This window comes from Flavobacterium marginilacus (genome assembly GCF_026870155.1).
Lineage (GTDB): Bacteria > Bacteroidota > Bacteroidia > Flavobacteriales > Flavobacteriaceae > Flavobacterium > Flavobacterium marginilacus.
Window position 1 is genome coordinate 1,422,492 of the sequence record NZ_CP113975.1, and the last position, 25,177, is coordinate 1,447,668.

A 25,177-nucleotide genomic window follows, 5' to 3' on the forward strand; every position below is an offset into this window, starting at 1 on the left:
AGGATTATCATACCTTTATTATTAGATTTTCAGCACTGCTGTTTTTTAAACTTTATAAACTTTTAAAATGATATTCAAATCCATAAATCCATTCACACAAGCAGAACTAGAAGAACATGAAGTCTTGACTAATGCTCAATTGGCGGATAAATTAAAGATATCTGAATCGGCATTCAAGTATTGGCGCACTACTACTTTTCAGGAAAGAGCCGACAAAATGAGAAATCTGGCAGTTATATTGCGCACTAACAAAGAGGAATTAGGTTTGCTTATTACTAATGAAATGGGCAAAATTCTTTCTGAAGGAATTTCAGAGGTTGAAAAATCAGCTGCAAATTGTGATTTTTATGCTGAAAATGCCGAAAAAATGCTTAAGGATGAATATTATGACACTCCTTTTAAAAGTATGTCTGTTTATGATCCTCAGGGGGCAGTATTTGCGATTATGCCTTGGAATTATCCTTTTTGGCAGGTATTGCGTTATGCAGCACCGGCAATTATGGCAGGTAATGTTACGCTTTTAAAACATGCTCCAAATGTTATTGGATGCGCCAAAGCTATTGAAAAAGCTTTTTTGGAAGCTGGTTTTCCTGAAGGAGTTTTTCAGCAGATAATTATAGATATTTCTCAAGCAGAAAGTGTTATTGCAGCTGATATTGTTCAGGGAATTACTTTGACTGGAAGTGAAGCAGCAGGATCTTCGGTGGCAGCGCTGGCAGGAAAGCATATCAAAAAAACAGTGATGGAATTAGGAGGTTCCGATGCTTTTATTGTTTTGGATGATGCTGATTTAGAAAAAGCTGCTGCTGTTGCTGTACAGTCAAGAATGCTAAATGCAGGTCAGGCGTGTATCTGTGCAAAGCGTTTTATCGTTACAGAAAAAGCCGCCGATGAGTTTGCTTTTCTTTTTGCCGAAAAAATAAGAAAACTGCAGCAGGGAAATCCGTTGCAAAGCGGTATTGATATGGGGCCTTTGGCAAGAATTGACTTAGCAGAAAAATTAAGCAGTCAGTTGGAACATGCTTTACGCCAAGGTGCTCAATTGGTAGTTGGAGGAGAAAGGGATCAATGCAATTTTCAGCCTGCACTGATTGATTTTGTTGACTCTGGTAATATTGCTTTTCAGGAAGAAACCTTTGGACCGTTGGCAGTTCTCGTTAGAGCAAAAAATGAAGACGAGGCTGTCGCAATTGCAAATAATCATAAATATGGTTTGGCTTCGGCCATTTGGACAGAAGACAGAGAACGGGCTTATATTTTAGCCAGAAAAATTGAAGCAGGAAATGTTTTTGTAAATTCTTTGGTGCGTTCAGATTCCAGAATTCCTTTTGGAGGAACAAAAAAATCGGGTTATGGGAGAGAATTATCCAGTGTTGGTATCAAAGAATTTATGAATATGAAATCAGTTATTATTGAGTAATTATAATCTTAGCTGAAGTTGTTTTTGCGAATGATTTCAATTTTATTGGCCTCAAATAGAGTTTAAAACTATGCACTTTCAGTGCATCTCGCTTTAGTTTCTAAAAAAGTTTTTGCCACAGATTCACAGATTTTAAAATCATTTTTTATCTATGAATCTGTGGCAAAATTTCATCAATTTTCGCAATCCAACCTTGCACTTTCAGTCTGCCTAACCCAATCTATGGACTTTCAGTCAATAGTGGTTTAGTTAACGGAATCCTTAAGCACATTTAATAATGGGTTTAAGGATTTGAACAGTAAGAATGCTGTTTTGATTTTGACCTAAGAAGTGATGCTGTTTTACGGCTTAATTTTTAATTTTTCAACATCATCCCCTATTTTTTAGGGGGTGATGTTTTTTAATTTTAATTTTTTAATTTAAAAATAGAATTTTTAAGTATTGATAAGTATAATTACGTATTGTTTTTATGGGTATTATTTAAAAATGTGATTATTGAATTTTTAAAATAAAAGCAAAAAAAACATAATTTGATCATATTTATGCTATGATTTTTGGATATTAATAATTCTTTTCAGAAACGGTTAAAAAAATTTTCATGTTAACGAAAAGTTAATAATTTCGCTTCAAAGAAAGAAAAAAAATAACAAAATCTGACTAGGAAGTCGTTATTCAAATTAGTAACTAAAAAACAAATTAAACATGAAAAAATTATTAGCAATTTTAGTTTTAGCCTTAACAACGAGTATTTCATTTGCACAAGATGCACCAGAAACGACACCATTGGAGATTACAGGTTCTGGAGATTTATATTACAAGTACGATTTTGCAAAAGTTCCAAATATTGGAACGAGTTTTGGAACAGATCAGAATTCTGTTTCTTTGGGGATGCTGGATATTGCATTTAAGAAAAGCATAAAAAAAGTGTCTTTTGTTGGTGAGGTTTCTTTTGGGCCAAGAGGACAGTATCAGTCAATTCCAAATGGTGATGGAACAGATGTAAATTCATTCCACATTCAAAATCTGTATGCCAGCTATGCGGTTTCAGATAAATTTAGTTTTACAGCTGGTTATATGGGAACATATATAGGATATGAGGTAATTTCTCCTGTAGGTAATTTTAACTATTCTACTTCTTATTTGTTTACCAATGGACCATTCCAAAATGCAGGTGTTAAAGCAAATTATAAAATATCTGATAAATTTGGTGCAATGTTAGGAGTGTTTAATGATACATGGAATTCATACAAAGCGGATCCAGTGAAAGGATTAAATGCTGTGGGAGGTCAATTGTCTTTTGCAACTGAAGGAGTTAGTGCGTATCTTAATTTTATGGATGGTTCTGTAAGCGGTACTATTGTAGATTTGACTGCAACCTTCCAGCTTAGTAAAAAATTCAAATTAGGTTTGAATGCTGCTGATTTTTCAAATGGAGATAAAGTAGGTTATACAGGAGCGGCAATATACCCTTCTTATGCTTTTACTGATGCTTTTTCATTAGGATTACGTGCTGAATATTTTAAAGCAAAAGAAGAGGCTGTTGCTTTATATGGAATTGGTGCTGATCAATCAGTAACGGCTTTTACATTATCAGGTAACTATAAAGTAAGCGGATTGACTATTATTCCTGAGTTTAGATTAGATAGTAATTCGGATGATTATTTTAAAGATTCAGATTTGGCTCCAACTAGTTCAGCTTCTCAATTTCTTTTAGCTGTGGTTTATGGGTTCTAATAAAGAGTTTCTTTAGTTTAAACTTTTCAAAAAATAATAAAAGAATATTTTTTTTTTGGCTGTCAAAATCCTCTGTGGTTTTGGCAGCTTTTTTTATTTAGTAGAATTTGTAGTTGTTCTGATTTAATAATGTATAAAGGCGATATGAATTTTTCTGTATGCCAAAATAATTATTTCAGAAAGTAATCAGCTTAATAAATTTAAAATACATATTTGTATGCGTTCCCTGTCAGCATCGCTCAAGTTTGATCCCGAAGGAAGGCTCAATCCATTTTCAAATAATGTTTCGGCAGTTTTTCCTCCATAGAATGGATAGTTTTTATACAAAGGCTGCAGGTGCATTGGTTTCCATAAAGGTCTGCACTCGATATTTGAATCCAGTAAAGTCAGCCGTATAGTTTCTTTATCGATTCCGTTTTTGGTTTTGGCAGGATCTACAAGAATAGAAGTCAGCCAATAGTTGGAAAAATAGTCTGGATCTGTTGTCGAGAAAACAGTGATTCCTGGTATATTTTCGAAAAGAGAAACATAAAAATCGTGCATGGCTCTTCGCAGTGCGATATGTTTGTCGAGAACTTTCATCTGACCGCGTCCAATGCCAGCACAAATATTGCTCATCTGGTAATTAAAACCCAGTTCACTGTGCTGATAATGAGGTGCTTCATCTTTGGCCTGCGAAGCTAAAAACTGAGTTTTTTTCTTCAGCTGTTGGCTTGAAGTGATTATCGCTCCTCCTCCAGAGGTAGTTATAATTTTATTTCCGTTAAATGAAAAAACGCTGATATCTCCAAAAGTACCGCATTTTTGTCCTTTATAACTGCTTCCCAAAGCTTCGGCACTGTCTTCAAGAATAGGAATATTATATTTGTCGGCAACGGCTCTAACTTCGTCTATTTTATAAGGGGTTCCATATAGATGGACTGTTATTATTGCTTTCGGGACCAGCCCTTTGTTAATCGTATCTACAATAGCATTTTCTAAAGCTATAGGGCAAAGATTCCAGGTTTCTGATTCACTGTCAATGAAAATAGGAGCTGCTCCTTGATATAAAATTGGATTTGCTGATGCTGAAAATGTCAGAGATTGACAGATTACTGCATCGCCTGGTTTTACATTTAAAAGTATTAAGCCTAAATGAATAGCGGCGGTTGCAGAACTTAGTGCGGTTACAAAAACACCATGAGACAGGTATTTTTCTAAATCATGTTCAAATTCGGTTATGTTTGCTCCAAATGGAGCAATCCAATTCGAGTCAAATGCATCCTGTATGTAGTTAAGTTCGGAGCCTCCCATGTGCGGAGAGGATAACCATATTTTTGGGTTGCTCATTGTTTTTAGACATTAAAATCACAGAATTTAAAAAAATGATTTTGGCTGATGCTTGTTTTTGTTCAATATTGAATATTTATTTGGTTTTTAAAACCAAATAAATATAAACATAAAAACGCTTTTTGGTTAATCCAAAAAGCGTTTTTTGTGAAATATTGTTTTCTATTTTTTGTAAACAGAATAGATGGTGCTGATTGTTTTTTCGTCCAAAATATCATTAATTTCAGTCTGCATGAAATGAAGTTTAAAAGCGATAATGGCTGCGGAAAGATTTTTAGTACTGTAACCTATAACCTGTAAGCCTTGTTCTGTATTGAATTCAGGCGGAGGACACGGGAGTATGTCATCTGGCCAAACGCCAAAACCATTTGCTGCCAAAAGTTTCCAAGGAAATAAAGCGCTTGGGTCTTTTTTTCTTGTTGGGGCGATGTCAGCGTGTCCTATTATATTTTGAGTTGGGATATTGTAATCTTTTTTTAATTTGGTCAAAAGAGCCAGTAAAGTATTGATTTGTAAATCAGAAAAAGGCTCGGTGCCATTATTGTCTAATTCAATGCCGATGGAACTGGAGTTGATGTCAGTGTTTTTCCCCCATGAACCATTTCCGGCATGCCAGGCTCTTAAATAATCATTGAGCATGTGAACCACTTTTCCGTCCCTGCCGATTACATAGTGAGCGCTTACATTGGTTTGTTTTAAAGTAAAAGTTTTTAAAGTCTGCTGTATAGAATCCTGCGCAGTATGGTGAATAATAATAAAATTTGGCTTTCTTAAATTAAAATTTACTGTACCCACCCATTCAGATACAATGCCGTTTTGTAAAACCTTAGTGTCAGTTTTAGAAAGCGTATCTTTATAATTAAGTAATTGATTGTTGTATCGGTAAGCGATGCTGTCAATCACAACAAAAGGCTGGTTTTTTAAAGGAGTAGCTTCTTTTACAGCGATAGTTTCATTTAAAGATTTTATTTGGTCATTATAAACTTTTTCACTTGACTTATGTGGATTTGGACCGCATGAAACAATTAAAAGTATTATAATGAGATAGTAAAAAATTTTCGTCATAAGATTGGAATATTTTCAAAAAAGTATTTAATCGTGAGTCTTTTTAACGTTTTCGAGCTTCCATTTTGCTGTTTCTCTCATCAATCAGATTTTTGAATTTCTCTTTTTGATCCTTGTTCAAAATTTCTTTTATTTCCATTTCTGTCATTTCACTAAGAACTTTAAACTCCTGTTTTTTGTCATCATCGCTAATTTCTTTTTTCATTAAAACCTCTTCTTTTTTTAACGATTTGATGTAGATGTTTTTTACAACGACTTCTTGAAGTGCATCCAGATTAAGTTCTTTTTTGTAATAAGCAACAATTTTCCCAGCAGTTTCTTCTACGGGTACGGGTTTTGGTGCAGTTGGCTGGCTGGCCTGCATCTGGCTCATCTGATTGGATCTGCCGTAGCCGTTTCCATAACCGCCACCGTAACCATTATTATAGTATTGAGCCGAAATGGTATTGGCGGACAAAAATAAAAACGCGATAAATAATACTGTTTTAAATGTTTTCATAATACAATTTTGAAAATTAAAAAATCTAAACTGGTTCTCCGTATAAATCAAATTCTGTTGCTTCAATAATTTTAATCATTGCAAAATCACCTGTTTTTACATAGTGTTTTGCAGCATCAATTAGTACTTCATTGTCTACATCTGGGCTGTCAAATTCGGTTCTTCCTACAAAATGACCGCCTTCTTTTCTGTCAATGATACATCTAAAAGTTTTTCCAACTTTCTCTTGATTCAAATCCCAGGAAATCTGTGACTGCAATTCCATAATTTCGTTAGCGCGATCTTGTTTTACATCGGCAGGAACATCGTCTTCCAGTAAAAAAGCATGTGTATTTTCCTCATGTGAGTAAGCAAAACATCCCATTCTGTCAAATTTCATTTCCTGAACAAAGTCTTTCAAAATATTAAAATCTTCTTCAGTTTCTCCTGGATAACCCACAATCAAAGTTGTTCTGATTGCCATTCCAGGAACCGCAGCTCTAAAATCTTTTAATAATTGTGTTGTTTTTTCCTGTGTAGTTCCTCGGCGCATCGATTTCAAAACAGAATCAGCAATGTGCTGCAGCGGAATGTCAATATAATTGCAAATCTTAGGCTCGCGCTTCATGATTTCAAGGACATCCATTGGAAATCCGGTAGGGAAGGCGTAGTGAAGACGAATCCATTCGATACCTTCTACTTTTACTAATGCTTCCAATAATTCACCAAGCGCTCTTTTTTTGTATAAATCAAGACCATAATAAGTTAAGTCCTGAGCAATCAAAATCAGTTCTTTTACGCCGTCTCTTGCTAGACCTTCGGCTTCTTTAACTAATTTTTCAATTGTCTGAGAAACGTTTTTTCCTCGCATTAACGGAATTGCGCAAAAACTGCAGGGTCTGTCACAGCCTTCTGAAATTTTCAAATAAGCATAGTTTTTTGGAGTTGTTGTTAAACGTTCTCCTAATAATTCATGTTTATAATCGGCTCCTAAAGCTTTTAATAAAGCTGGTAATTCAGTAGTTCCAAAATATTGGTCTACATTCGGAATTTCTTTTTCTAAATCAGGTCTGTATCTTTCGGATAAACATCCGGTTACAAAAACTTTGTCTACAAGTCCTTTGTCTTTTTTATCAGCATATTCCAATATCATGTTTACTGATTCTGCTTTGGCATTATCAATAAAACCACAAGTATTTATCACGATAATATTTCCTTCATCTTCGGATTTGGCTTCATGGGTCACATCTTTTCCGCTTGCTTTAAGCTGTCCCATCAGCACTTCACTGTCATATACATTTTTAGAACACCCAAGAGTGATCACATTTATTTTGTTCTTTTTTAAAGACTTCGTTCTCATAATATTATATTCCTGATAATTTAGGAATCCGCAAAATTACAATTTTTTGCCGAAACCCTGTCTGTTTCCTTTTAAAATGCATGGCATTCGCATTTAAAAAAAGATAAACACGAATTTCACCAATTAACACTAAGTTCTTATCAAAATTGAAATCAAATTTTACAACTTTTACAGTTTCGGACATTTTGTGTAATTAAATAGCAATCTTAATTCGTGCAAATTAGTGTAATTCGTGTCAGAAACTTTTAAAAGCGAATGCCGTGTTTAAAATGGACATTTTGTTTGTGCAAAAATGATTTGGAGCACAAGATTTGTAGTATAATAGAATATTTGTCCCGCTATCCGCTGCAATCTCGTTACTCAAACTCTGGGTAACAAGGATTTTTGCTATTATCGTGGCTTATTTTATAATTTTTAGTTTTTCAGTACGGCTTTCTAAAAGAAAACCATTTCAAATCAATGAAATGGTTTCTATACAAATAAAGTAAATCTCTTTATAAAACTATAATTCAAATGCTAAAGTCATAGAAAGATTGTTGTTTACAGTATTGATTTTAGCGCTATCTTTAAATCCTTGACTGAAAAAATTTTGTTGTGAATTTCTTTCGGCATAGGTGTAAGCCAAATCTAATTTCCATGTGCCAAAATTATAGCCCAAACCTCCTGAATAACTATTCAAATCTCCAATGGTTCTAGCATTTTTGTAGGGACTTTGCTCAAAACGATATCCAGCTCTAAGACTCAATGTTTTAATTTTGTATTCTCCACCAATTCTAAATTCCGAAGCACTAGTTAGCTGATTGGATATATCACTGTTTACAAACTCATTTCTTGAATCTCTTTCTATTGAGTATTCAGTATTGCTATAATCTTTGAAGCTGTAATCAAAACTGATTAATCCTTTTTTATTAAAAACATAAGCCAAGCTTCCAGTTAATTTACCGGGAGTTCTTAATTTATATGTATCATAAATTACAACATCATTTGAATCAGGGTTTTCGGAAGATATATTAGGATTAGTGTTATTGGTGTAATTGAAAACTCGAGAAACTAGGTTTTGTCTTACTTCATCATTAAGAGAATACCAAGTTGGAGATTCGTATGAAAGTCCCAAGCGGACTTCGTTGGTAATTTTAGCAATAGCTCCAAGCTGGAATGAAAAACCTGATCCATAAGTGGTTATCTCATTTTCGAATGAAGTGCTTACTAAGTCAACAATATTAGTATTTGCGTTGTCATTTTCTTCATAAAAAAGATTGTTTTTTTTGTAATTAGTAAAATGAGAGTTCAAAGTTAATCCGATATAAATTTTGTCTCTATATGAGGTGGCGGCGTTAAAAGACAATTTGCCATTATACCCCGTTGAAATTATACTGTTTTCTTGATAGTAATTTCCTCCAGCTGGTACATTCGATGTGTAGATGGTGTTGCTGTTGTCATTTTCATTCAAAGGATTAATTAGGAAGCCATAATATCCCAAATAAGCTTGTTGGTCAGCATAATTTAGCTGAAAATAATTATTATCTGTAATTACTCCTAGTGGAATTCCAAGTTGATTCCTGCTAGGATTTGCATTGGCGTAGCTTAAGAAATAATTACTAATATTATTTTTTGGATTGGTTCCAAAAGAATTGATTTTGTTGTCAAAATTATTCGTGTTTTCGTAATTTATAGAAATGGAGAATTTCTTCCACTTACTATTCAAATTATTGTTTCTAAAAACAAAAACACCGCCTGCTTGATTCACATCAAAAGAGTTGTCTCTCTTGGAAGTATTGGTTTCAAAATAATTAGAATTATTTTTGGTGCTGAAATTACTTAAAGTTGTGCTAATTTGGTTGTTAGAAAAAACAGCAGAGCTTGCTGGATTCACATTTATAGCAGATAAATCACCTCCAAGTGCGCCAAAAGCACCTCCCATAGCTCTAAATCGAGCTGTTCCGTTCTGGTTATTTTGTGCATAACGTATAGCGTCATTTATTTCTTGTGAGTTTGCTGTAAAGAATGTTAATCCTGCTGCTAAAAATAACAAAAGGTTCTTTTTCATGGGTATGACTTAAAGTTAGTTAGTAGTTTAATCGATTAGTATTTTTTATCTTCTTCCGCCGCCAGTTCTTCCGCCATCGCCACCACTTGACATTCTGCTGCTGCCACTTGACATGTTGCTGCTGTTGCTGCTGCTTCTGTAGGAACTGTTGCTGCTTGGAGTGTAGCTTGATCTTTGAGTGTTTTGGCTAGGGGTATATGTTCTGCTTTGGGTGTAATTGCTGTTTCTGTATTGAGATTGACTTTGGTTATAATTTCTAGAAGCAGAATTAGTATAATTGTTTCTGTTTGTAAAAGTAGGAACCCGTCTGTTTACTACATCATTCGTACTGTTTCTGTTGTAGTAAATGCTGTTTCTTCCAGTGGTACTGTTTCTGCTGGTAAAACTGCTTCTATTGCTATCGTAAGTGCTAACTCTGTTATTGTTGTAATTCCCGCCGTAAGATGATCCTCTTCGGCTGTAATTATAAGCATATGGAGTTGCATGAGAATAATTGTATCTGTAACCAGGATATCCATATCCTGAATACCCCCAGCTATATCCTGGATACCCCCATCCATAGTATGAGTAGCCATAACCGTAGCCTGAATATCCGTAGTTAGGATAGCCCCAGCCATACCTTGGATAATCCCATCCATAATAAGGGTAGCCATAACCATAGTTATAGCCGTAATAGGGGTGATTCCATCCATAGCCAAAATACCAAGAAGTGTCAGGATAAACGGTTATAGTTGTTTCTTGAGGGGAACTTCCCCATGAAGCATACCCTGTAGATGGTGCCTGTATTGAATCATTCTCTGTGTTATAACCACTGCTGTAGCTATTTACATCAGTAAAAATTTCTCCAGATACTCCAGTGCTTTGTAATGAATTGAAATATTCTTTATATTGAACTGAGGTCTGAGCAGTTTGATTATTTTTTGTACCAGCGTTCTCTCCATTTGCACCATAAATGCCGTCACTATCATAATAGGAGCTGTTTTGATAAGAACCGCATGAAGTTATTATCAGGCCTAAAAATACAATTAAGGAATGAAGTGATGTTTTCCGGGTAATTAATGCATTTGTTTTCATTTCGGCAGATTATTTTATTGTTGGACAATACAAAATTAGTTAGTTTTGCGTAATTATTTAGTTAAATTATTAAGAAACAAATATTATGCCAAATTATTCAAAATGAGCAAGAATCTAACAACAAGAGAAGAAGATTATTCAAAATGGTACAATGAGTTGGTTGTTAAGGCCGATTTAGCAGAGAATTCAGGGGTTAGAGGCTGTATGGTGATAAAACCGTATGGTTATGCTATATGGGAAAAAATGCAGGCTGAACTTGATAGAATGTTTAAAGAAACGGGACATCAAAATGCTTATTTTCCTTTGTTTGTTCCCAAAAGTATGTTTGAGGCCGAAGAGAAAAATGCAGAAGGTTTTGCAAAAGAATGTGCAATAGTTACTCATTATAGATTAAAGAATGATCCTGATAAATCAGGGAAATTAATGGTAGATCCAAATGCAAAACTGGAAGAGGAATTAATTGTCCGCCCTACAAGTGAAGCGATTATCTGGTCTACATATAAAGGATGGGTGCAATCCTATAGAGATTTGCCTTTGTTGATTAATCAATGGGCAAATGTCGTGCGTTGGGAAATGAGAACCCGATTATTTTTGAGAACAGCTGAGTTTTTATGGCAGGAAGGACATACTGCTCATGCAACAAAAGCAGAAGCAATAGAAGAATCGGAGAAAATGATGAATGTATATGCTGATTTTGTGGAGAATTTTATGGCTATTCCGGTTATAAAAGGATTGAAAACAGAAACAGAACGTTTTGCTGGTGCTGATGAAACGTATTGTATAGAAGCCTTAATGCAGGATGGAAAAGCACTGCAGGCAGGAACGTCGCATTTTTTAGGGCAGAATTTTGCAAAAGCTTTTGATGTGAAGTTTGCTAATGCCGAAGGTAAGCAGGAACATGTTTGGGGAACTTCTTGGGGAGTTTCAACCCGATTGATGGGAGCATTGGTAATGACTCATTCTGATGATCAGGGATTGGTGTTGCCTCCAAATTTAGCTCCGATACAGGTAGTTATTGTTCCTATATATAAGAGTGATGAACAATTAGATGCAATTTCAAATGAAGTTGATGTTTTAGTAAAGACTTTGAGAAAATTAAACATCTCAGTTAAATTTGATAATAGAACAACTCAAAAACCAGGATTTAAATTTGCTGAATGGGAATTAAAAGGAGTTCCGGTTCGAATTGCTGTTGGTCCAAAAGATTTAGAAAACGGAACTTTTGAAGTTGCAAGAAGAGATACTTTGACAAAAGAAGTTGTTTCCAAAGATGAAATCACAACTTATATTGGCGATTTATTGGAGCAGATTCAAAAAGATTTGTTCGGAAAAGCATTAAATTACAGGAATGCCCATATTACAGAAGTGAATAGTTTTGATGAGTTTAAAGAGGTTCTTGATGGGGAAGGAGGCTTTGTTTCAGCACATTGGGACGGAACTGTGGCTACGGAAGAGAAGATTAAAGAATTGACCAAAGCAACCATAAGATGTATTCCTTTGGACAGAGTTGAACAGGCGGGAAGCTGTGTGTTTACTGGGAATCCATCAGTTGGAAGGGTGTTGTTTGCTAAGGCATATTAAAAAAAAATAATTTTTTTTGCATCAGCTATTGTGCTTCTCAAAAATAGATGTATCTTTGCATCCGCATTACAGAAGTAAGGCAGTTTACTGAAGCAGGTCCGTTCGTCTATCGGTTAGGACGCCAGGTTTTCATCCTGGTAAGGGGGGTTCGATTCCCCCACGGACTACAAGAAGTATTTAGATTGAAATTCTGAGAATAAAAAAACAATGGTCCGTTCGTCTATCGGTTAGGACGCCAGGTTTTCATCCTGGTAAGGGGGGTTCGATTCCCCCACGGACTACAATTTTTTTGATCTAGAAAGTTCTGAACTTAGAGGGAATATGGTCCGTTCGTCTAGGGGTTAGGACGCCAGAATTTCATTCTGGTAACAGGGGTTCGATTCCCTTACGGACTACAAAAAATGAAATAATTAAGATAAAAAGATAACACAATGGCAAATCATAAGTCAGCTCTAAAAAGAATTAGAAGTAACGAAAAGAGAAGAGTATTAAATAGATACCAACATAAAACTACTCGTAATGCTATTAAAGCATTAAGAATTGCAACTGATAAAACTGATGCTACTTCAAAATTGTCAAGTGTAATTTCTATGATTGATAAATTAGCTAAGAAAAACATCATTCATGATAACAAAGCTTCAAACTTGAAGTCTAAGTTAACTAAGCATGTTGCTAAATTGTAAGTAATATAATTTGTATATAGAGAAAGCTCCTTTTTAAGGGGCTTTTTTTTATGTCCTATTTTTTGCTGACGGTTAATTTAATGTAAATGATTCGATTCTAAATAATGCAGCATCTCTACAGTGATAGGTTTGGATAGGAATTCAATAACATTAGAATATGATTTTGATTTTTTGATATCTTCAGGGTCGATTGTTGAAGTCAAAATGACAACTTTTGTATTATTTGAAAGATAATAATCGGAATCGTTAAATAAATCGAGAAACTCCCATCCTCCCATTACGGGCATATTTAGATCTAAAAAAAGTAACTGAGGTTTTGTGTCTTCATTCTTAATGTTTTCAATAAACGTAATTGCTTCCTGCCCATTGTAAGCGTATGTTATTTCTTTAGCAAAAGAAGCTTTTTGTACTACTTTTTTAAATAGCATTAATGTAATAGGGTCATCATCGATGCACATAATTAAGTTTAACATTTTGAAAAGATTTAAGCGTTAGTATAAATTCGGTTCCTTTGTCTACTTCACTTTGAATGCTTATTGTACCGCCCATTGTTTCTATTTGAGACTTGACTAAGAATAGTCCCAGGCCTTTGCTTTCTGGATAGTCGTGAAATCTTTGGTAGAGACCAAATATTTTGTTTTTATGTCTTTCAAGGTCTATTCCGATTCCATTATCTTTAAAGCTGATTGAAATTATGCTGTCGACTTCTGAAAGGGTAATGTCGATAATTAGATCTCTCGTTTTTGATCTAAATTTAATGGAATTAGTGAATAAGTTGAGTAAGATGTTTTCAAGGTAGGTTTTGTTGGTGTTTATTTTTGAAACGTTTCCATAGCAGATATTTAGTTTTGGTTTTATGGTTTCGATACTTGAATTTAACTGGCCTAGAATATTTTCAAAAACATTCTGTATCTGTAATTCTTCATTTTGTATAACCGGACTGTCTTTTATGGTAATCGCTTTGGATAAATCATTGACAGTGTCATTAAGCAGCAGGGTGGATGTTTTGAATCCGTCTATGATTTCTTTTAAGTCTTCATCTTGAATTGATGTTTGATTGATTAAATTTAATAAGCCTGTCAAGTTTGATAATGGAGCTCTTAAATTGTGAGATGTGATATATGAAAATTGTTTTAGATCTTTATTGTTGCGGGTTAATTCCTGTATGAGTATTTCTTTCTCTTTTTCTAATTTTTTTTCTTCTGTTATGTCTCGTTGAATCGAAATCCAGTGAGATAAATCCTGTTCAAGATTATAAACAGGAATGAAAGAAAGACTTACCCAGTATTCTGAGCTGTCTTTTTTGTAGAGTATAATTTCAAGAAAACATTCTTTTCTGTTTTTTATGGCCTGTGTTAATTTTTGGATTTCATTAGGGTCAGAATTTTTTCCCATAAAAAAGTTGGGAGATTTTCCTATGATTTTAGAGTGTTCGTAGCCGGACATTTTGCTGAATGCCGGATTTGCGAAAACTATTTTAGGAATTTGGTTATCATCAGAAATTGCCTGTGTGATTATGATTGAATCGCGAGCTTCTGTGAATACTGTTTCAAGAAGCTTTAATCTGTTTTCTTCTTCTTTCTGTTTGGTGATGTCTTGGATAGCACCGATCATTCGAATGGCTTTCCCTTTTTCGTTTTTTAAAATAAAACCTCTGTCTAATACGTATTTGTATTTGTTGTCAGCGCATTTAAAGCGGTATTCATCCTGCCATTTTTCGGTTTTCTGCTCAAGAAATGAATAGAGTTTGATAGACATTTTAATGCTGTCTTCCGGGTGTATGTTATCAAACCACCATTTGGAATTATTGTTCACTTGATCTGGGTTGTAGCCGTATATTGTTTCGATGCCTTTGTTCCAGGTGAAATTGTCTTCGGGTATTTTCCAGTCCCAAATCGTATCGCTGGTTGCTTTTGCTACGATGTCATATTTTTCGTTAGACTCTTTTAGTTTGTCGTTGGTTTGTTTAAGGTTTTTGTTTATTTCGATATATCTTTTGTTGTTTTTGTACAGGATGTATCTAAAAAGAAGGCCAGTAGTAATTATGAAAAGAATGTCTTTGATAAAAACAAAACTATAGATGTTTAAATAGTTAGAATACTGCTTTGTTAATCTATAGCAAAGAATAGCTATGAATAACGCTGTGAGTGTATAAGTTAAGGTTGTCTGGTTAGCTTTGTTTTTCATTAATCAAATATAATTAAATTAATGTTAAAAATTTAAAACTTCATTTTAAATAAATTCTGACACTACATTTATAGTGTTGTGTTAACTGCTTATGTGTTAACAAAATAGCAAACTATTGCATAAAGATTTTTTATATCAAAATAAAGTGTACCTTTGCACCCATTAAAATTCACAGATGGAAGCTATTAGAAACATTGCAATTATTGCCCACGTCGATCACGGTAAAACAACTTTGGTTGATAAAATTATGTATCACTGTCAGTTATTTCGTGATAACGAAAACACAGGTGACTTAATCCTTGATAACAACGACTTAGAGCGTGAAAGAGGTATTACCATTACCTCAAAGAATGTTTCTGTTCAATATAAAGGAACAAAAATCAACATTATTGACACTCCTGGCCACGCCGATTTTGGTGGAGAAGTAGAGCGTGTATTGAATATGGCTGATGGAGTTTGTCTTTTGGTGGATGCTTTTGAAGGTCCAATGCCACAAACTCGTTTTGTATTGCAAAAAGCTATCGATTTAGGATTGAAACCATGTGTTGTAATCAATAAAGTAGATAAAGAAAACTGTACTCCTGAAGAAGTTCACGAAAAAGTTTTCGATTTAATGTTTGAATTAGGTGCTCAGGAATGGCAGTTAGATTTTCCAACTGTTTACGGTTCAGCTAAAAATAACTGGATGTCTGATCATTGGGAAAACCAAACAGAAAACATTGAGCCATTGTTGGATATGGTTATAGAAAATGTACCAGCTCCTAAAGTATCTGAAGGAACTCCTCAAATGCTGATTACATCTTTAGATTTCTCAGCTTTTACAGGCCGTATCGCAATTGGCCGTTTAGAAAGAGGTATTTTGAAAGAAGGTATGCCAATATCTTTGGTAAAAAGAGATGGTACTGTAACAAAATCAAGAATCAAAGAATTACACACTTTTGAAGGTCTTGGACGTAAAAAAGTTACAGAAGTAATTGCAGGAGATATTTGTGCAGTAGTTGGTATTGAAGGTTTTGAAATTGGTGACACTATTGCAGATCACGAAAACCCAGAAGGTTTAGCTTCTATCGCTATTGATGAGCCTACAATGAGTATGTTGTTTACTATCAATGACTCTCCATTCTTTGGTAAAGAAGGTAAATTTGTAACTTCTCGTCATATTAGAGAAAGATTGACAAAAGAATTAGAGAAAAACTTAGCGATGAAGTTAGGTGAAACTGATTCTGCAGATAAATTCATGGTTTTTGGCCGTGGAGTACTTCACTTATCTGTTCTTATTGAAACAATGAGAAGAGAAGGTTATGAGTTACAAATTGGTCAGCCACAAGTTATCATCAAAGAAATTGATGGTAAAAAATGTGAGCCAATTGAGGAATTGACAATCGATTTACCAGAAAATCTTTCAGGTAGAGCAGTTGAATTCGTAACTGTTCGTAAAGGTGAAATGTTGAGTATGGAGACAAAAGGCGAGCGTATGATTATTAAATTTAATATTCCATCACGTGGAATTATTGGATTACGTAATCAATTGCTTACTGCTACTGCTGGTGAAGCGATCATGTCACACCGTTTTATAGGATATGAGCCTTACAAAGGAGAAATTGCAGGTCGTAACAAAGGATCATTAATTTCTATGGAAAAAGGAAAAGCTATTCCTTATTCTATCGATAAATTACAGGATCGTGGTAAGTTTTTTGTTGAACCAAATGCCGAAATTTACGAAGGTCAGGTAATTGGAGAAAACTCTCGTAGTGATGATATGTGTGTAAACGTAACTAAAGAGAAAAAACAATCTAACGTTCGTTCTTCTGGAGCTGATGAAAAAGCGAGAATCATCCCGCCAATCATTTTCTCTCTTGAAGAAGCTTTAGAATACATTCAAAAAGATGAATATGTAGAGGTTACTCCAAAATCTATTCGTTTGAGAAAAATCTATTTGACAGAAACTGATAGAAAGAGATTTAAAATCTAAAAGATTTAAATTTTCAATATTAAAAATCCCAAATTCCATCGGAATTTGGGATTTTTGTTTTTAAAGGCGTTTGATTATTTTTTAGGAGCAGAAAGATTGGGCATTTTTAGAAAGATTGGTCCCGCTCCGCTGCAATCTTGCGGGCTGAACCCGGCACACAAGGATTTTCACTGCAATCGGGGCTAAAGAGGGAGATTTTGCATTTTTGCTGTTATTCTAAAAATACTATTCTTCAAAAAACTATCTTCTATTAAGCCTATTGGCTAAACTCATTGTAGTATCTGTTGGTAGTAGTTTTTATGACATACCACCGCATATAATTCCATAGGCTTCCCATACGCCATTTTGTTTTCTGTAGCAAGCTGTCTCATCGTAACCGCCTAAATAATCATAAGTTACTGAATATGAAATAATACAAATTTCATAATTTCTCAAGAAAATTGGTTTTGAAAAGCTTACTATTGAATAATTTCCATATTGTTTTCTGAAATTCTTCCAACCATTTTTATCATCTTCAAAAATTTTGTTTATTTCTGATGCTTCAACGATATTTATGTTTGGCACATATTCGTTAGTCCACTTAAAAATATTTTGGGAATAAATTTCAAGTTTTACTTGTGACACTTCATTATCATTTAGTCCTGCTAAATTAATAAACGAGTTATCAAAACAATCTTTTAAACCATATAGATTAGCTCTAGCTATATTATTTAAAACCGATTGAGGCTCAATTTTATTTTGAATTATTAAATCGGATAAAAGTTTTTGAGTTTCCTTTATATATTTTTCATCCTCTCTTTTTGATTGAGAAAAACACAGAAAAGGAATTAAGAAAAACAAGACTACAATCAATTTATTATTTTTCATTTCATGTTGTATTATAAAAATGACTAGAATGTTTTAAATTTAAGATTCTGAGGTAAAATTACTGCCAACTAATCAATTGGAGCAATTCAATGCGCCGAAGTCATTTTAATAGTTATTTTGGTATCGGCTGACACGGTAAATTTTGCATCATCGTATTTTGGAGGTCCCATAAAACCTTTGGCATTATTGGAACAGGCAACGGGTTCTTTAGGCATCCCTATGAAACTTTTATCTAGTTTGCCATTATTGTTTTCATCGTGGTATACCATAACAGTGTATTCTCCTTTAGGAATATCAGAAAAAATAATTGAAGCTGTATTTGATTTTATTGTGACAGAACCTTTTTTGTAAGATGTTTTGAGGAATTTTTCTTTCGTATTGTATAATTCAGCTGTCAGCACTCCGGTATTGTTTTTTAAAACTGAAACATTGATGGTTAGGTTCGAATTTTGAGCAAATCCTAAGCTGCTAATTGATAATAAGCCTATGGCGAAAAACTTTATCATGATTATTGATTTTTATATTTAAGCGATTGTTTATCTTTTTAAAGAAAAATGGCCCTTAGCCTCGCGTCCGTCTTCCAATTTTATGGTGTACCAATAATCATCGGCTGGCATTGGATTTCCTGTATAAGTTCCGTCCCAGCCATTTCCTGAAGCAGTAACCTGTTTGATTAACTTGCCAAATCGGTCGTAAATGAAAATTTGCGCGCCTGAATTGAATGTTTCATTTGCTCCTTTGATATTCCAGTAGTCATTATAACCATCATTATTAGGAGTGAAAAATTTTGGGATACCTAGTACAGCAATAGTTTTTTTAATGGTACCGCACCCATTTTTATCACTAATGTAGAGGTCGTGAATTCCAGGTGAAATATTGTCGAAGAAATTGGATTCCTGAAAAGGTCCGGTTGGTAAATCAATGCTGTATTCGTAATCACCCTGCCCGGAAATATTTGCTGTTACGCTGTTTGAATCGGATAAATCTGAAATTGATATCGAATCCAAATGCGCAATATCTGAAGCATTAACAGTAATATTACGTGTTCTGTCACAGCCTTTCTGGGTAGATACTATTACTGTGTAAATACCTTCTTCATTGACATCAAGAGTGTAGTTGTTTTCGTTTGGAATTATTGCACCGTTTTTTGACCAGCTATAAGTGTAATTACTAGTTGGTGTGTTATCTGTTATTCCAGCATTGAGAGTAATAAAAAAACTCGGTAAATTAGAACATACTAATTGATTATCATCTTTATTTCCGTTGATTTTAATATTAGGTTTAGGGGTAACAGCGAGAGTGATGTAAGGACCTAGTCCAAAACAGGCATTGTCTAAATTGCTCTCTACACGTACCCAAATATCCTGCTGGTTTGCTGTTGTATTTCTATAACTGGATGAATTTTGAATAATATTGGTCTCCGCCAGCGCATCAATTTCATTCGCATAGAATTTGATAGTGTAGTTTGTGGAAGGAGAAGGCAGCAGGTTTTTAATGTCGGTGGCTACAGCACTAAAATTAAATGTGGCTATACCATCTTTATCATCATTTGCTGTATCAATAAAATCATCACAAACTTCAATAATTTTTTTGTAAGAAGAGCTGATTTGTGTGGTAGAGACAATCAGGCTTAGTTGTGCTGTTCTAAAACAGCCATTCGAGTTTTCTACTCTTGCCCAGATAGTATTATTTGCACTTGTAAAAGCAATAGGATCTGCTATATGTGTATTTGTATCTTTTGTATTAGCCCCTGTCAAAGTGGTATAATAACTAAAAGTTTCATTGGCATAATTGTCTGAAATAAAACTGTTTTTTTCGGTTATATTAAAATTAGAAATGCCATCAGTGTCATCATCACATTGTATTAGTGTCACATCTTTTACTGTTGGTAATGCATAAATTGTTAATGAAGTAGCAGCAGAAGTTAACCCGCAGGAATTGCCGGTTCTGCTTAATTGTACTCTGTATTTATAACTGCTCATTATACTTGCAGTCTTGGTTATTGTTAAGGTGTTTGTTGTAACATCAGAGTAGACAGCATTATTAGCAAGATTGTTCCAGTTCACACCATCAGTAGATAATTGCCACTGATAGATATTACCGCCATTATCTGTTATTTTGATTTTAGCATCTTGAAATTCGCATGCTGGACTGGCTAATGGCTGTGAAGTTATTACAATTGGAGCAGAAATGATATAATTATTATTTGGAATGGTGTAACCGATTCCGCTGGTAACTTTTCCATTAGTATTAAATGTAGGAGGAACAACTGAACCTAAAATTCCATCACCATTTGCATCCAAAAATCCTGCTTCAATTACATCATTACATAAATCATTATCGCTGTCTGTTTCGGTATAGTTTTTTATGCCATCGGCATCTGTGTCTGCAACTGTATAATTTAAAACACCACTGTCTGCACTTGTTTCTAAATAATCGGCCAATCCATTTGTACCAAAAGAAGTAGGGTCTAAAATTCCATTTTTATCAGCGTCAATAGCTTTGATAGTACCTGATTCTATTAAGTCATATATTCCGTCATTATCACTGTCAAGATCTAAATAATTGGCTACGCCATCATTATCCGTATCAATTGGACTATCTGCAGGTTCAAAAATTTCATCCAGGCCGTTTAGGTTGGTGTCGGTATTTGATAATGCTTTTGGTTTTTTTTGGTTTTCTATGCTGTCTGGAATGCCGTCATTGTCTGAGTCCAAATCCAATTGGTCTGGAATACCGTCGCCATCATTGTCTATAGGAATACAGGTTGCAATAAGTTTGAAAGCAGCTTTGTTTCCAACAGTATCCAGAAGATTTTTATGGGTAATTTTAAAGGATTTGGTTTGATAGGACTGAAAAGAGAAAGTTCCGGTTCCTGCTTGAAGAGGAGTATTTCCGTTTAATCTGAAACGAATTTCAAAAGAAGAAAATTGTGTTACGCCACTTTCATAAATCCCGTCATAATTGGTATCAATCAGTAATTGATTAGTAGGATTCAAAACAGTTACGGTTTTATCTATGTCAGAATTGATGATGTATTCAGAATCTGTATTCAGTAAATCTTCTGTATTTGCAGTTGAAACATATTCCAAACTAAGGTTTATTGGATTTGTAAAACTCAAATTATAAGCAACGGAAAATCCTTTTCCAGCCATAACTTCAGTCACAAAACTGCCGTCTGAATTTCCTTGAAATGGTATTGCTGCTTCTGGCGGGGTATTGTCAAACGAGCCTGTAAAAGAGTTTGAATAAGTTCCCACTGTAACAGTACCAAAAAGAGGATTACTGATGTCAATGTTTTGATTACCATAGGACTCGGTACAATTTAATATTCCGTCATTGTCGTAATCAATATCGATGTTATCATTTGCTAAATCATTGTCGTTATTTATTGGACACTCGCTCACAGGAATTTTATCAGAATAAACATCACTGACACAACCCGAAATACTTCCTCTTACCTGATAAAAGCCAGGAGCAGCAGGAGTATAAGCATTATTGTTGGCCGAAGGAATTGCAATATCATCTTTATACCATTGGAAAGAATCGTATGACGATAACGTATTTATTTTTAAAGAAACATTTGGGATACAGGAAGAAGTGGTGAGTGAAATTTTGCTTGAAACAATTTCGGGTTTTAAATCAAAACCTGAATAATAACCTCCGTAGGTTGCTGCGCCATTAGTTCCAAAATAAGAAACATACACCTGTTTGGTTGATTTTACAGCAATGTTCCCTGATAAACTGTTTACGGTGTATCTAACAAAATTTGGGTTTCCTGTAATAGCAGTTGGCAGATCTGTAATAGGCACATTGTTTAAAGAAACTGAAGCTCCGGCTTCTGTTACAATGTTTAAAACCCCCATTAGAGTTGAGTTTCCAATAGCTTGAATCTGGGGGATATTATCTACAGTATTAGGAGTCGAACAATTAATCGGAGGGACAAAAAATAAGTTTTGATTGGCTGGCGAAGCTGATCCTCCGATACTTTGATAGGCAAATATATTCTGGGTTGAAGTAATGTACATATTGCCGTCTATAAATTGGCTTCCGTCTAAAACTGTATATTCCCCGCTGTTGAGTGTTGCAATTGGAGTTGCTGTATCTCCATTTAGAAAAATTTTTGTTTGGTCTGAATGGGCTATCAATAAAACACGTTCCAATTCATTTGTTCCAATTCCTTTTACAAAAATATATTCTTTCCCAGTTTTTTCTAAGGGTACAATTTGGTCAAAACCTACATCTCTTCCTACAGGCAGACTCACTCCATTTTGGATTCGTACTTCTTTACTGTTGCTGCCGCCAAATGAACCTGAGTTTACAACAACAGGTTTATCTGATTGAACTAATGCACCAATTATTTTTGAACTATTTGATGTGAGGCCATCATCAAAATAATTTTGTAATGCAAGGACATAACTTTCATTTTTATTAAGAGTGACAGTAATTGGACCGGTAACAGATGGCATATTTAATAGTCTGGTTCCGACTGGAAGATTTGAAATGGTAATTTTTGTCCCGTTTTCGGTAGCAAGTATTGAGGCAAAGTTTAGTAATGTTGGATCAAGAAGAGGATTTAGCATGGCGCCTAGTCTAAATGTGGTTCCCAATGCGCTATTTCCTTTGGAAACCAAACCTCCGGCATGGTTGTAGCTGCCATTTCCTAAACCAGAATTGACTCTGACGCTTACATATATTAAGTCTTCAGCTTCTACTATGTAACCTTTATTTGCTATGATTCCTGTTATTACAGCAGGAGTAAATAATTGGGTATTATCACCGGTTCCAATACTGTAACGATAAGGATTTGTACTGTTTACGGTTCCAGAAACCACATTTCCGCCATTGGCTATGATTTTAAAATTGACATTTACAAGGCTGGGTGTCGAAATGTATAAATAGTGATCTTCTGCTAATGCCTGTGCAGCAACTAAAGGCGGTATATAATGGGTTTTACTAAATTGGGAAAAACAGTTTATGGTTAATAGAATAAAAAATAAGTGTAATTTTTTTTTCATCAGAATAAATATTTTTAAACTACCTCTTTAAAGAGAAATGTCCTTTCATTGTTTTTCCATCAGCGAAATTTATCGCAAACCAATAATCATCAGCAGGTAATTCTTTTCCATTATAGGTGCCATTCCAGCCATTGCCTGTTTCATCCAGCTGTTTTATTAGTTTTCCATAGCGGTCAAAAATAGTTAAGGCAGATTTTGGGAGTATATCTAAATTTTTTATTTTCCAGGTATCATTATAACCATCATTGTTTGGGGTAAAAAAACGAGGGTAATCAAGTACATAAAATTTATATAATGGAGCTGTGCCACAACCGTTTTTGTCTCTTGCTGATACCCAATAAGTTCCTGCTTCTAAGCCATTGAAAATGGGACTGTCCTGATAAAAATTTCCGTCTAATGAAAATTCAAAATTACCATTGCCAATATAGTGAATTGTAACCATATTTTCGGCATCGGAAAAATTATTAACTTTTACATCGGTAATTGTTGCAATTCCAGATGGCTTTACGATGAATTTTTTTGTTTTCTGACAGCCTCTTGAGTTTGTCACAGTGACAGTATATTCTCCTGCGGCTGTCACGTTTATTGTGTTAGCTGTAGAGCCAGTATTCCATAAATAGCTGGAAAACCCGCTGTCAACTGTTAGGTCTTTGCTGGAGCCGTCACACAGTCCTGTTGTTAAGTCCTGAAAATTGGGAGGATCAAAAGTGTTTACAACAAGTGTTTCGGGAGTGATTCCATAACAATCACCTGGACCATTTAGGATACGGGCATAAATGACTTGATGATACGGAACTGTATTGGTAAAAAGATTGGGTAATTGGTTTTTCCGCAAAACGGCATCGTTTTGTGTTAGGTAATATTCGGCGGTAAGTCCTTGTGGCAGTCCATTCATTAATTGTGGTGTGATTTGGACATTCAAATTAAACTGTGTCATTCCATCCTGAGAGTTATCGGTATCACAGCTTTCGATTGGGTTTTGTGTTGAGATGGGGTTATTGGGCAGTACTATATTCAAAAGAGCATATTTGGTACAGCCAAAAGCATTACTCACACGAGCATATAAAGTTTCAGTTGCTACTGAACTTGAATAGACTGCTGGATTCTGAATTGGATTCGTTTCATTTTGGGCATCCGATAATGATTTATAATAGACTAGTTTTGTCAGTTTAGGGTCGTTGTTTTTAATGATGTTATCTGCTGCAGTTATATCAGATACAGAAAGTGCATCGCCGTCAGGGTCACATCGGTATAAGGTTGCATCGCTTAAAACGATTTGCGGAGCATATTCCACTCTTACTTCATCTTCGGCAGTACAAACTGATGGAGATAAAGTGACTTTTACTTTATAAGTGCCGGTATCAGTAACAGTAAGCGATGGTTTTGTTTCTCCAGGAATTGGAATAGGAGAGCTGTCTTTATACCATTCGAATGTATAACTTGGAGATAGTTTAGTGTCGAGCAGATAGTTTTCGCCAAAACAAATAGGGCTGCTGCTGGCAGCGGTGCGGTCTGGGCCTAAATCCATTTTGGCCGAAAAGCTTCCTGCTTCCAGAAAAACGGACGAATCATAATATTCGGGGCCGTCATCGGCAATTACTAATTTTATATGGTAAATTTTCCCTGCCGTTACTTCCGTCTGAGCATTCAGTTTTATAGTCTGTCCGCTATAATTGACCGGGCTTGCTGTGTTGTTAAAGCCATTAAAATACGTTTCGTTAATTGAATTACAGCCTGGGTGCGTGATGTTTTGCGAATCTATAACTGAATTTATAACGGGGTGGATATTCTTGGAAGAAACAGGAACAGCAGTTCCTGGAATAACCGCTATGTTTTTATAATCATCTGTACTTCCTTTTTCTTTAATTAAAAAAGCAAAACCATCTGAGAATTCACAAGGAAAATAAGATTGATATTCATTTGAAGCAAAAATATAATTGAAGCTGATAAAATTGGTTAAGGGTACAAAATCAAATTCAACTACTGTTGCATTTATACTTTTTATCCCCAGTATTCTATCTAAATCGGCATCCCCGGCCCATGATTTATTACCGCCGCCAATTTGATTGCTTACATAAGGACCTATAGCGGTTTTGCTGTTGAAAGTGCTTAGTAATACGCCTTCTTTAAGCGGAAAATTACTGTTTCCGGCATTAAAATATCCGTAGCTTTTTTGTCCGGGAGTAAAAGTATTACCGCTTGCATTAAATCCAGAAACATTGGCACATGAACTATTCACCAAAACATTTTCAATTAATTGCTGTGCAGTTTTGGTGTCGTCTACTGTAATAACCTGAGCATTTGTAAAACTCAGGCTGAACAAAAGGATAGCTGTTGCTAATAATTTTGGAGGATTCATGGT

The 25,177-nt window shown here is 34.7% G+C and carries 17 protein-coding genes and 3 tRNA genes; 8 read left to right on the plus strand and 12 right to left on the minus strand.

Going from position 1 to position 25,177, the window contains the following annotated elements; all coding sequences use genetic code 11:
* The first annotated feature begins 67 nt into the window (after positions 1-67).
* Together OZP07_RS06205 and OZP07_RS06210 are read left to right on the plus strand one after the other, a co-directional pair.
* The gene (locus tag OZP07_RS06205) at positions 68-1,420 is read left to right on the plus strand and encodes an NAD-dependent succinate-semialdehyde dehydrogenase (RefSeq protein WP_281637670.1); all 1,353 of its coding nucleotides are present in this window, start codon (positions 68-70) and stop codon (positions 1,418-1,420) included.
* A gap of 702 nt (positions 1,421-2,122) precedes the next feature.
* Positions 2,123-3,154, plus strand: a complete 1,032-nt coding sequence (locus OZP07_RS06210) for an outer membrane beta-barrel protein (protein ID WP_281637671.1) — start codon at positions 2,123-2,125, stop codon at positions 3,152-3,154.
* Between the two features lie 186 nt (positions 3,155-3,340).
* On the opposite strand, the gene OZP07_RS06215 is transcribed toward OZP07_RS06210, so the two are convergent.
* The 6 genes from OZP07_RS06215 to OZP07_RS06240 form a co-directional block, all read right to left on the minus strand.
* Positions 3,341-4,483, minus strand: a complete 1,143-nt coding sequence (locus OZP07_RS06215; protein ID WP_281637672.1) for a DegT/DnrJ/EryC1/StrS family aminotransferase — start codon at positions 4,481-4,483, stop codon at positions 3,341-3,343.
* Positions 4,484-4,645: 162 nt separating this feature from the next.
* Entirely contained in the window at positions 4,646-5,548 is a 903-nt protein-coding gene (locus OZP07_RS06220; protein ID WP_194642543.1) for an N-acetylmuramoyl-L-alanine amidase, read from the minus strand.
* 43 nt (positions 5,549-5,591) lie between these two features.
* Positions 5,592-6,047 (minus strand): hypothetical protein, encoded by a 456-nt coding sequence (locus tag OZP07_RS06225; RefSeq protein ID WP_281637673.1) that lies wholly within the window; start codon positions 6,045-6,047, stop codon positions 5,592-5,594.
* Between the two features lie 25 nt (positions 6,048-6,072).
* A complete protein-coding gene (gene rimO, locus OZP07_RS06230) occupies positions 6,073-7,386 on the minus strand; it encodes a 30S ribosomal protein S12 methylthiotransferase RimO (protein ID WP_194642541.1) in 1,314 nt (437 codons plus the stop codon).
* 502 nt (positions 7,387-7,888) lie between these two features.
* Complete coding sequence (locus tag OZP07_RS06235; RefSeq protein WP_281637674.1) at positions 7,889-9,433, minus strand: OmpP1/FadL family transporter; 1,545 nt, start codon at positions 9,431-9,433, stop codon at positions 7,889-7,891.
* Positions 9,434-9,478: 45 nt separating this feature from the next.
* On the minus strand, positions 9,479-10,507 hold the full coding sequence (locus OZP07_RS06240; protein ID WP_281637675.1) for a hypothetical protein: 1,029 nt from the start codon (positions 10,505-10,507) through the stop codon (positions 9,479-9,481).
* A 102-nt stretch (positions 10,508-10,609) separates the two neighbouring features.
* On the opposite strand from OZP07_RS06240, the gene proS reads away from it, so the two are divergent.
* The 5 genes from proS (at position 10,610) to rpsT (ending at position 12,771) form a co-directional block, all read left to right on the plus strand.
* Positions 10,610-12,088 carry a proline--tRNA ligase gene (proS, locus tag OZP07_RS06245; protein WP_194642538.1) on the plus strand — a complete coding sequence of 493 codons (1,479 nt, stop codon included), beginning with the start codon at positions 10,610-10,612 and terminating at the stop codon, positions 12,086-12,088.
* Positions 12,089-12,183: 95 nt separating this feature from the next.
* Positions 12,184-12,255: transfer RNA gene (locus tag OZP07_RS06250), tRNA-Glu, on the plus strand.
* Between the two features lie 42 nt (positions 12,256-12,297).
* Positions 12,298-12,369: transfer RNA gene (locus OZP07_RS06255), tRNA-Glu, on the plus strand.
* Positions 12,370-12,411: 42 nt separating this feature from the next.
* Positions 12,412-12,483, plus strand: a tRNA-Glu gene (locus tag OZP07_RS06260).
* A 36-nt stretch (positions 12,484-12,519) separates the two neighbouring features.
* Complete coding sequence (gene rpsT / locus OZP07_RS06265; RefSeq protein WP_035673520.1) at positions 12,520-12,771, plus strand: 30S ribosomal protein S20; 252 nt, start codon at positions 12,520-12,522, stop codon at positions 12,769-12,771.
* Between the two features lie 77 nt (positions 12,772-12,848).
* Here rpsT and OZP07_RS06270 read toward each other — a convergent pair whose 3' ends face one another.
* The gene (locus tag OZP07_RS06270; protein ID WP_281637676.1) at positions 12,849-13,244 is read right to left on the minus strand and encodes a response regulator; all 396 of its coding nucleotides are present in this window, start codon (positions 13,242-13,244) and stop codon (positions 12,849-12,851) included.
* Positions 13,216-14,958 carry a PAS domain-containing sensor histidine kinase gene (locus tag OZP07_RS06275; RefSeq protein WP_281637677.1) on the minus strand — a complete coding sequence of 581 codons (1,743 nt, stop codon included), beginning with the start codon at positions 14,956-14,958 and terminating at the stop codon, positions 13,216-13,218. Before OZP07_RS06275 ends, OZP07_RS06270 begins: the two co-directional genes overlap by 29 nt.
* Positions 14,959-15,133: 175 nt before the next feature.
* Between OZP07_RS06275 and typA the strand changes: the two genes are divergently transcribed.
* On the plus strand, positions 15,134-16,930 hold the full coding sequence (gene typA / locus OZP07_RS06280) for a translational GTPase TypA (RefSeq protein ID WP_194642535.1): 1,797 nt from the start codon (positions 15,134-15,136) through the stop codon (positions 16,928-16,930).
* A 297-nt stretch (positions 16,931-17,227) separates the two neighbouring features.
* On the opposite strand, the gene OZP07_RS06285 is transcribed toward typA, so the two are convergent.
* From OZP07_RS06285 to OZP07_RS06300, 4 genes are all read right to left on the minus strand, one after another.
* Positions 17,228-17,797: a hypothetical protein gene (locus OZP07_RS06285; protein WP_194642534.1), complete on the minus strand. Its 570-nt coding sequence runs from the start codon at positions 17,795-17,797 to the stop codon at positions 17,228-17,230.
* An 86-nt stretch (positions 17,798-17,883) separates the two neighbouring features.
* On the minus strand, positions 17,884-18,303 hold the full coding sequence (locus OZP07_RS06290; protein ID WP_281637678.1) for a DUF2141 domain-containing protein: 420 nt from the start codon (positions 18,301-18,303) through the stop codon (positions 17,884-17,886).
* 30 nt (positions 18,304-18,333) lie between these two features.
* Positions 18,334-22,815: a T9SS type B sorting domain-containing protein gene (locus tag OZP07_RS06295; protein WP_281637679.1), complete on the minus strand. Its 4,482-nt coding sequence runs from the start codon at positions 22,813-22,815 to the stop codon at positions 18,334-18,336.
* Between the two features lie 19 nt (positions 22,816-22,834).
* The gene (locus OZP07_RS06300; RefSeq protein ID WP_281637680.1) at positions 22,835-25,174 is read right to left on the minus strand and encodes a T9SS type B sorting domain-containing protein; all 2,340 of its coding nucleotides are present in this window, start codon (positions 25,172-25,174) and stop codon (positions 22,835-22,837) included.
* Between the last annotated feature and the right edge of the window lie 3 nt (positions 25,175-25,177).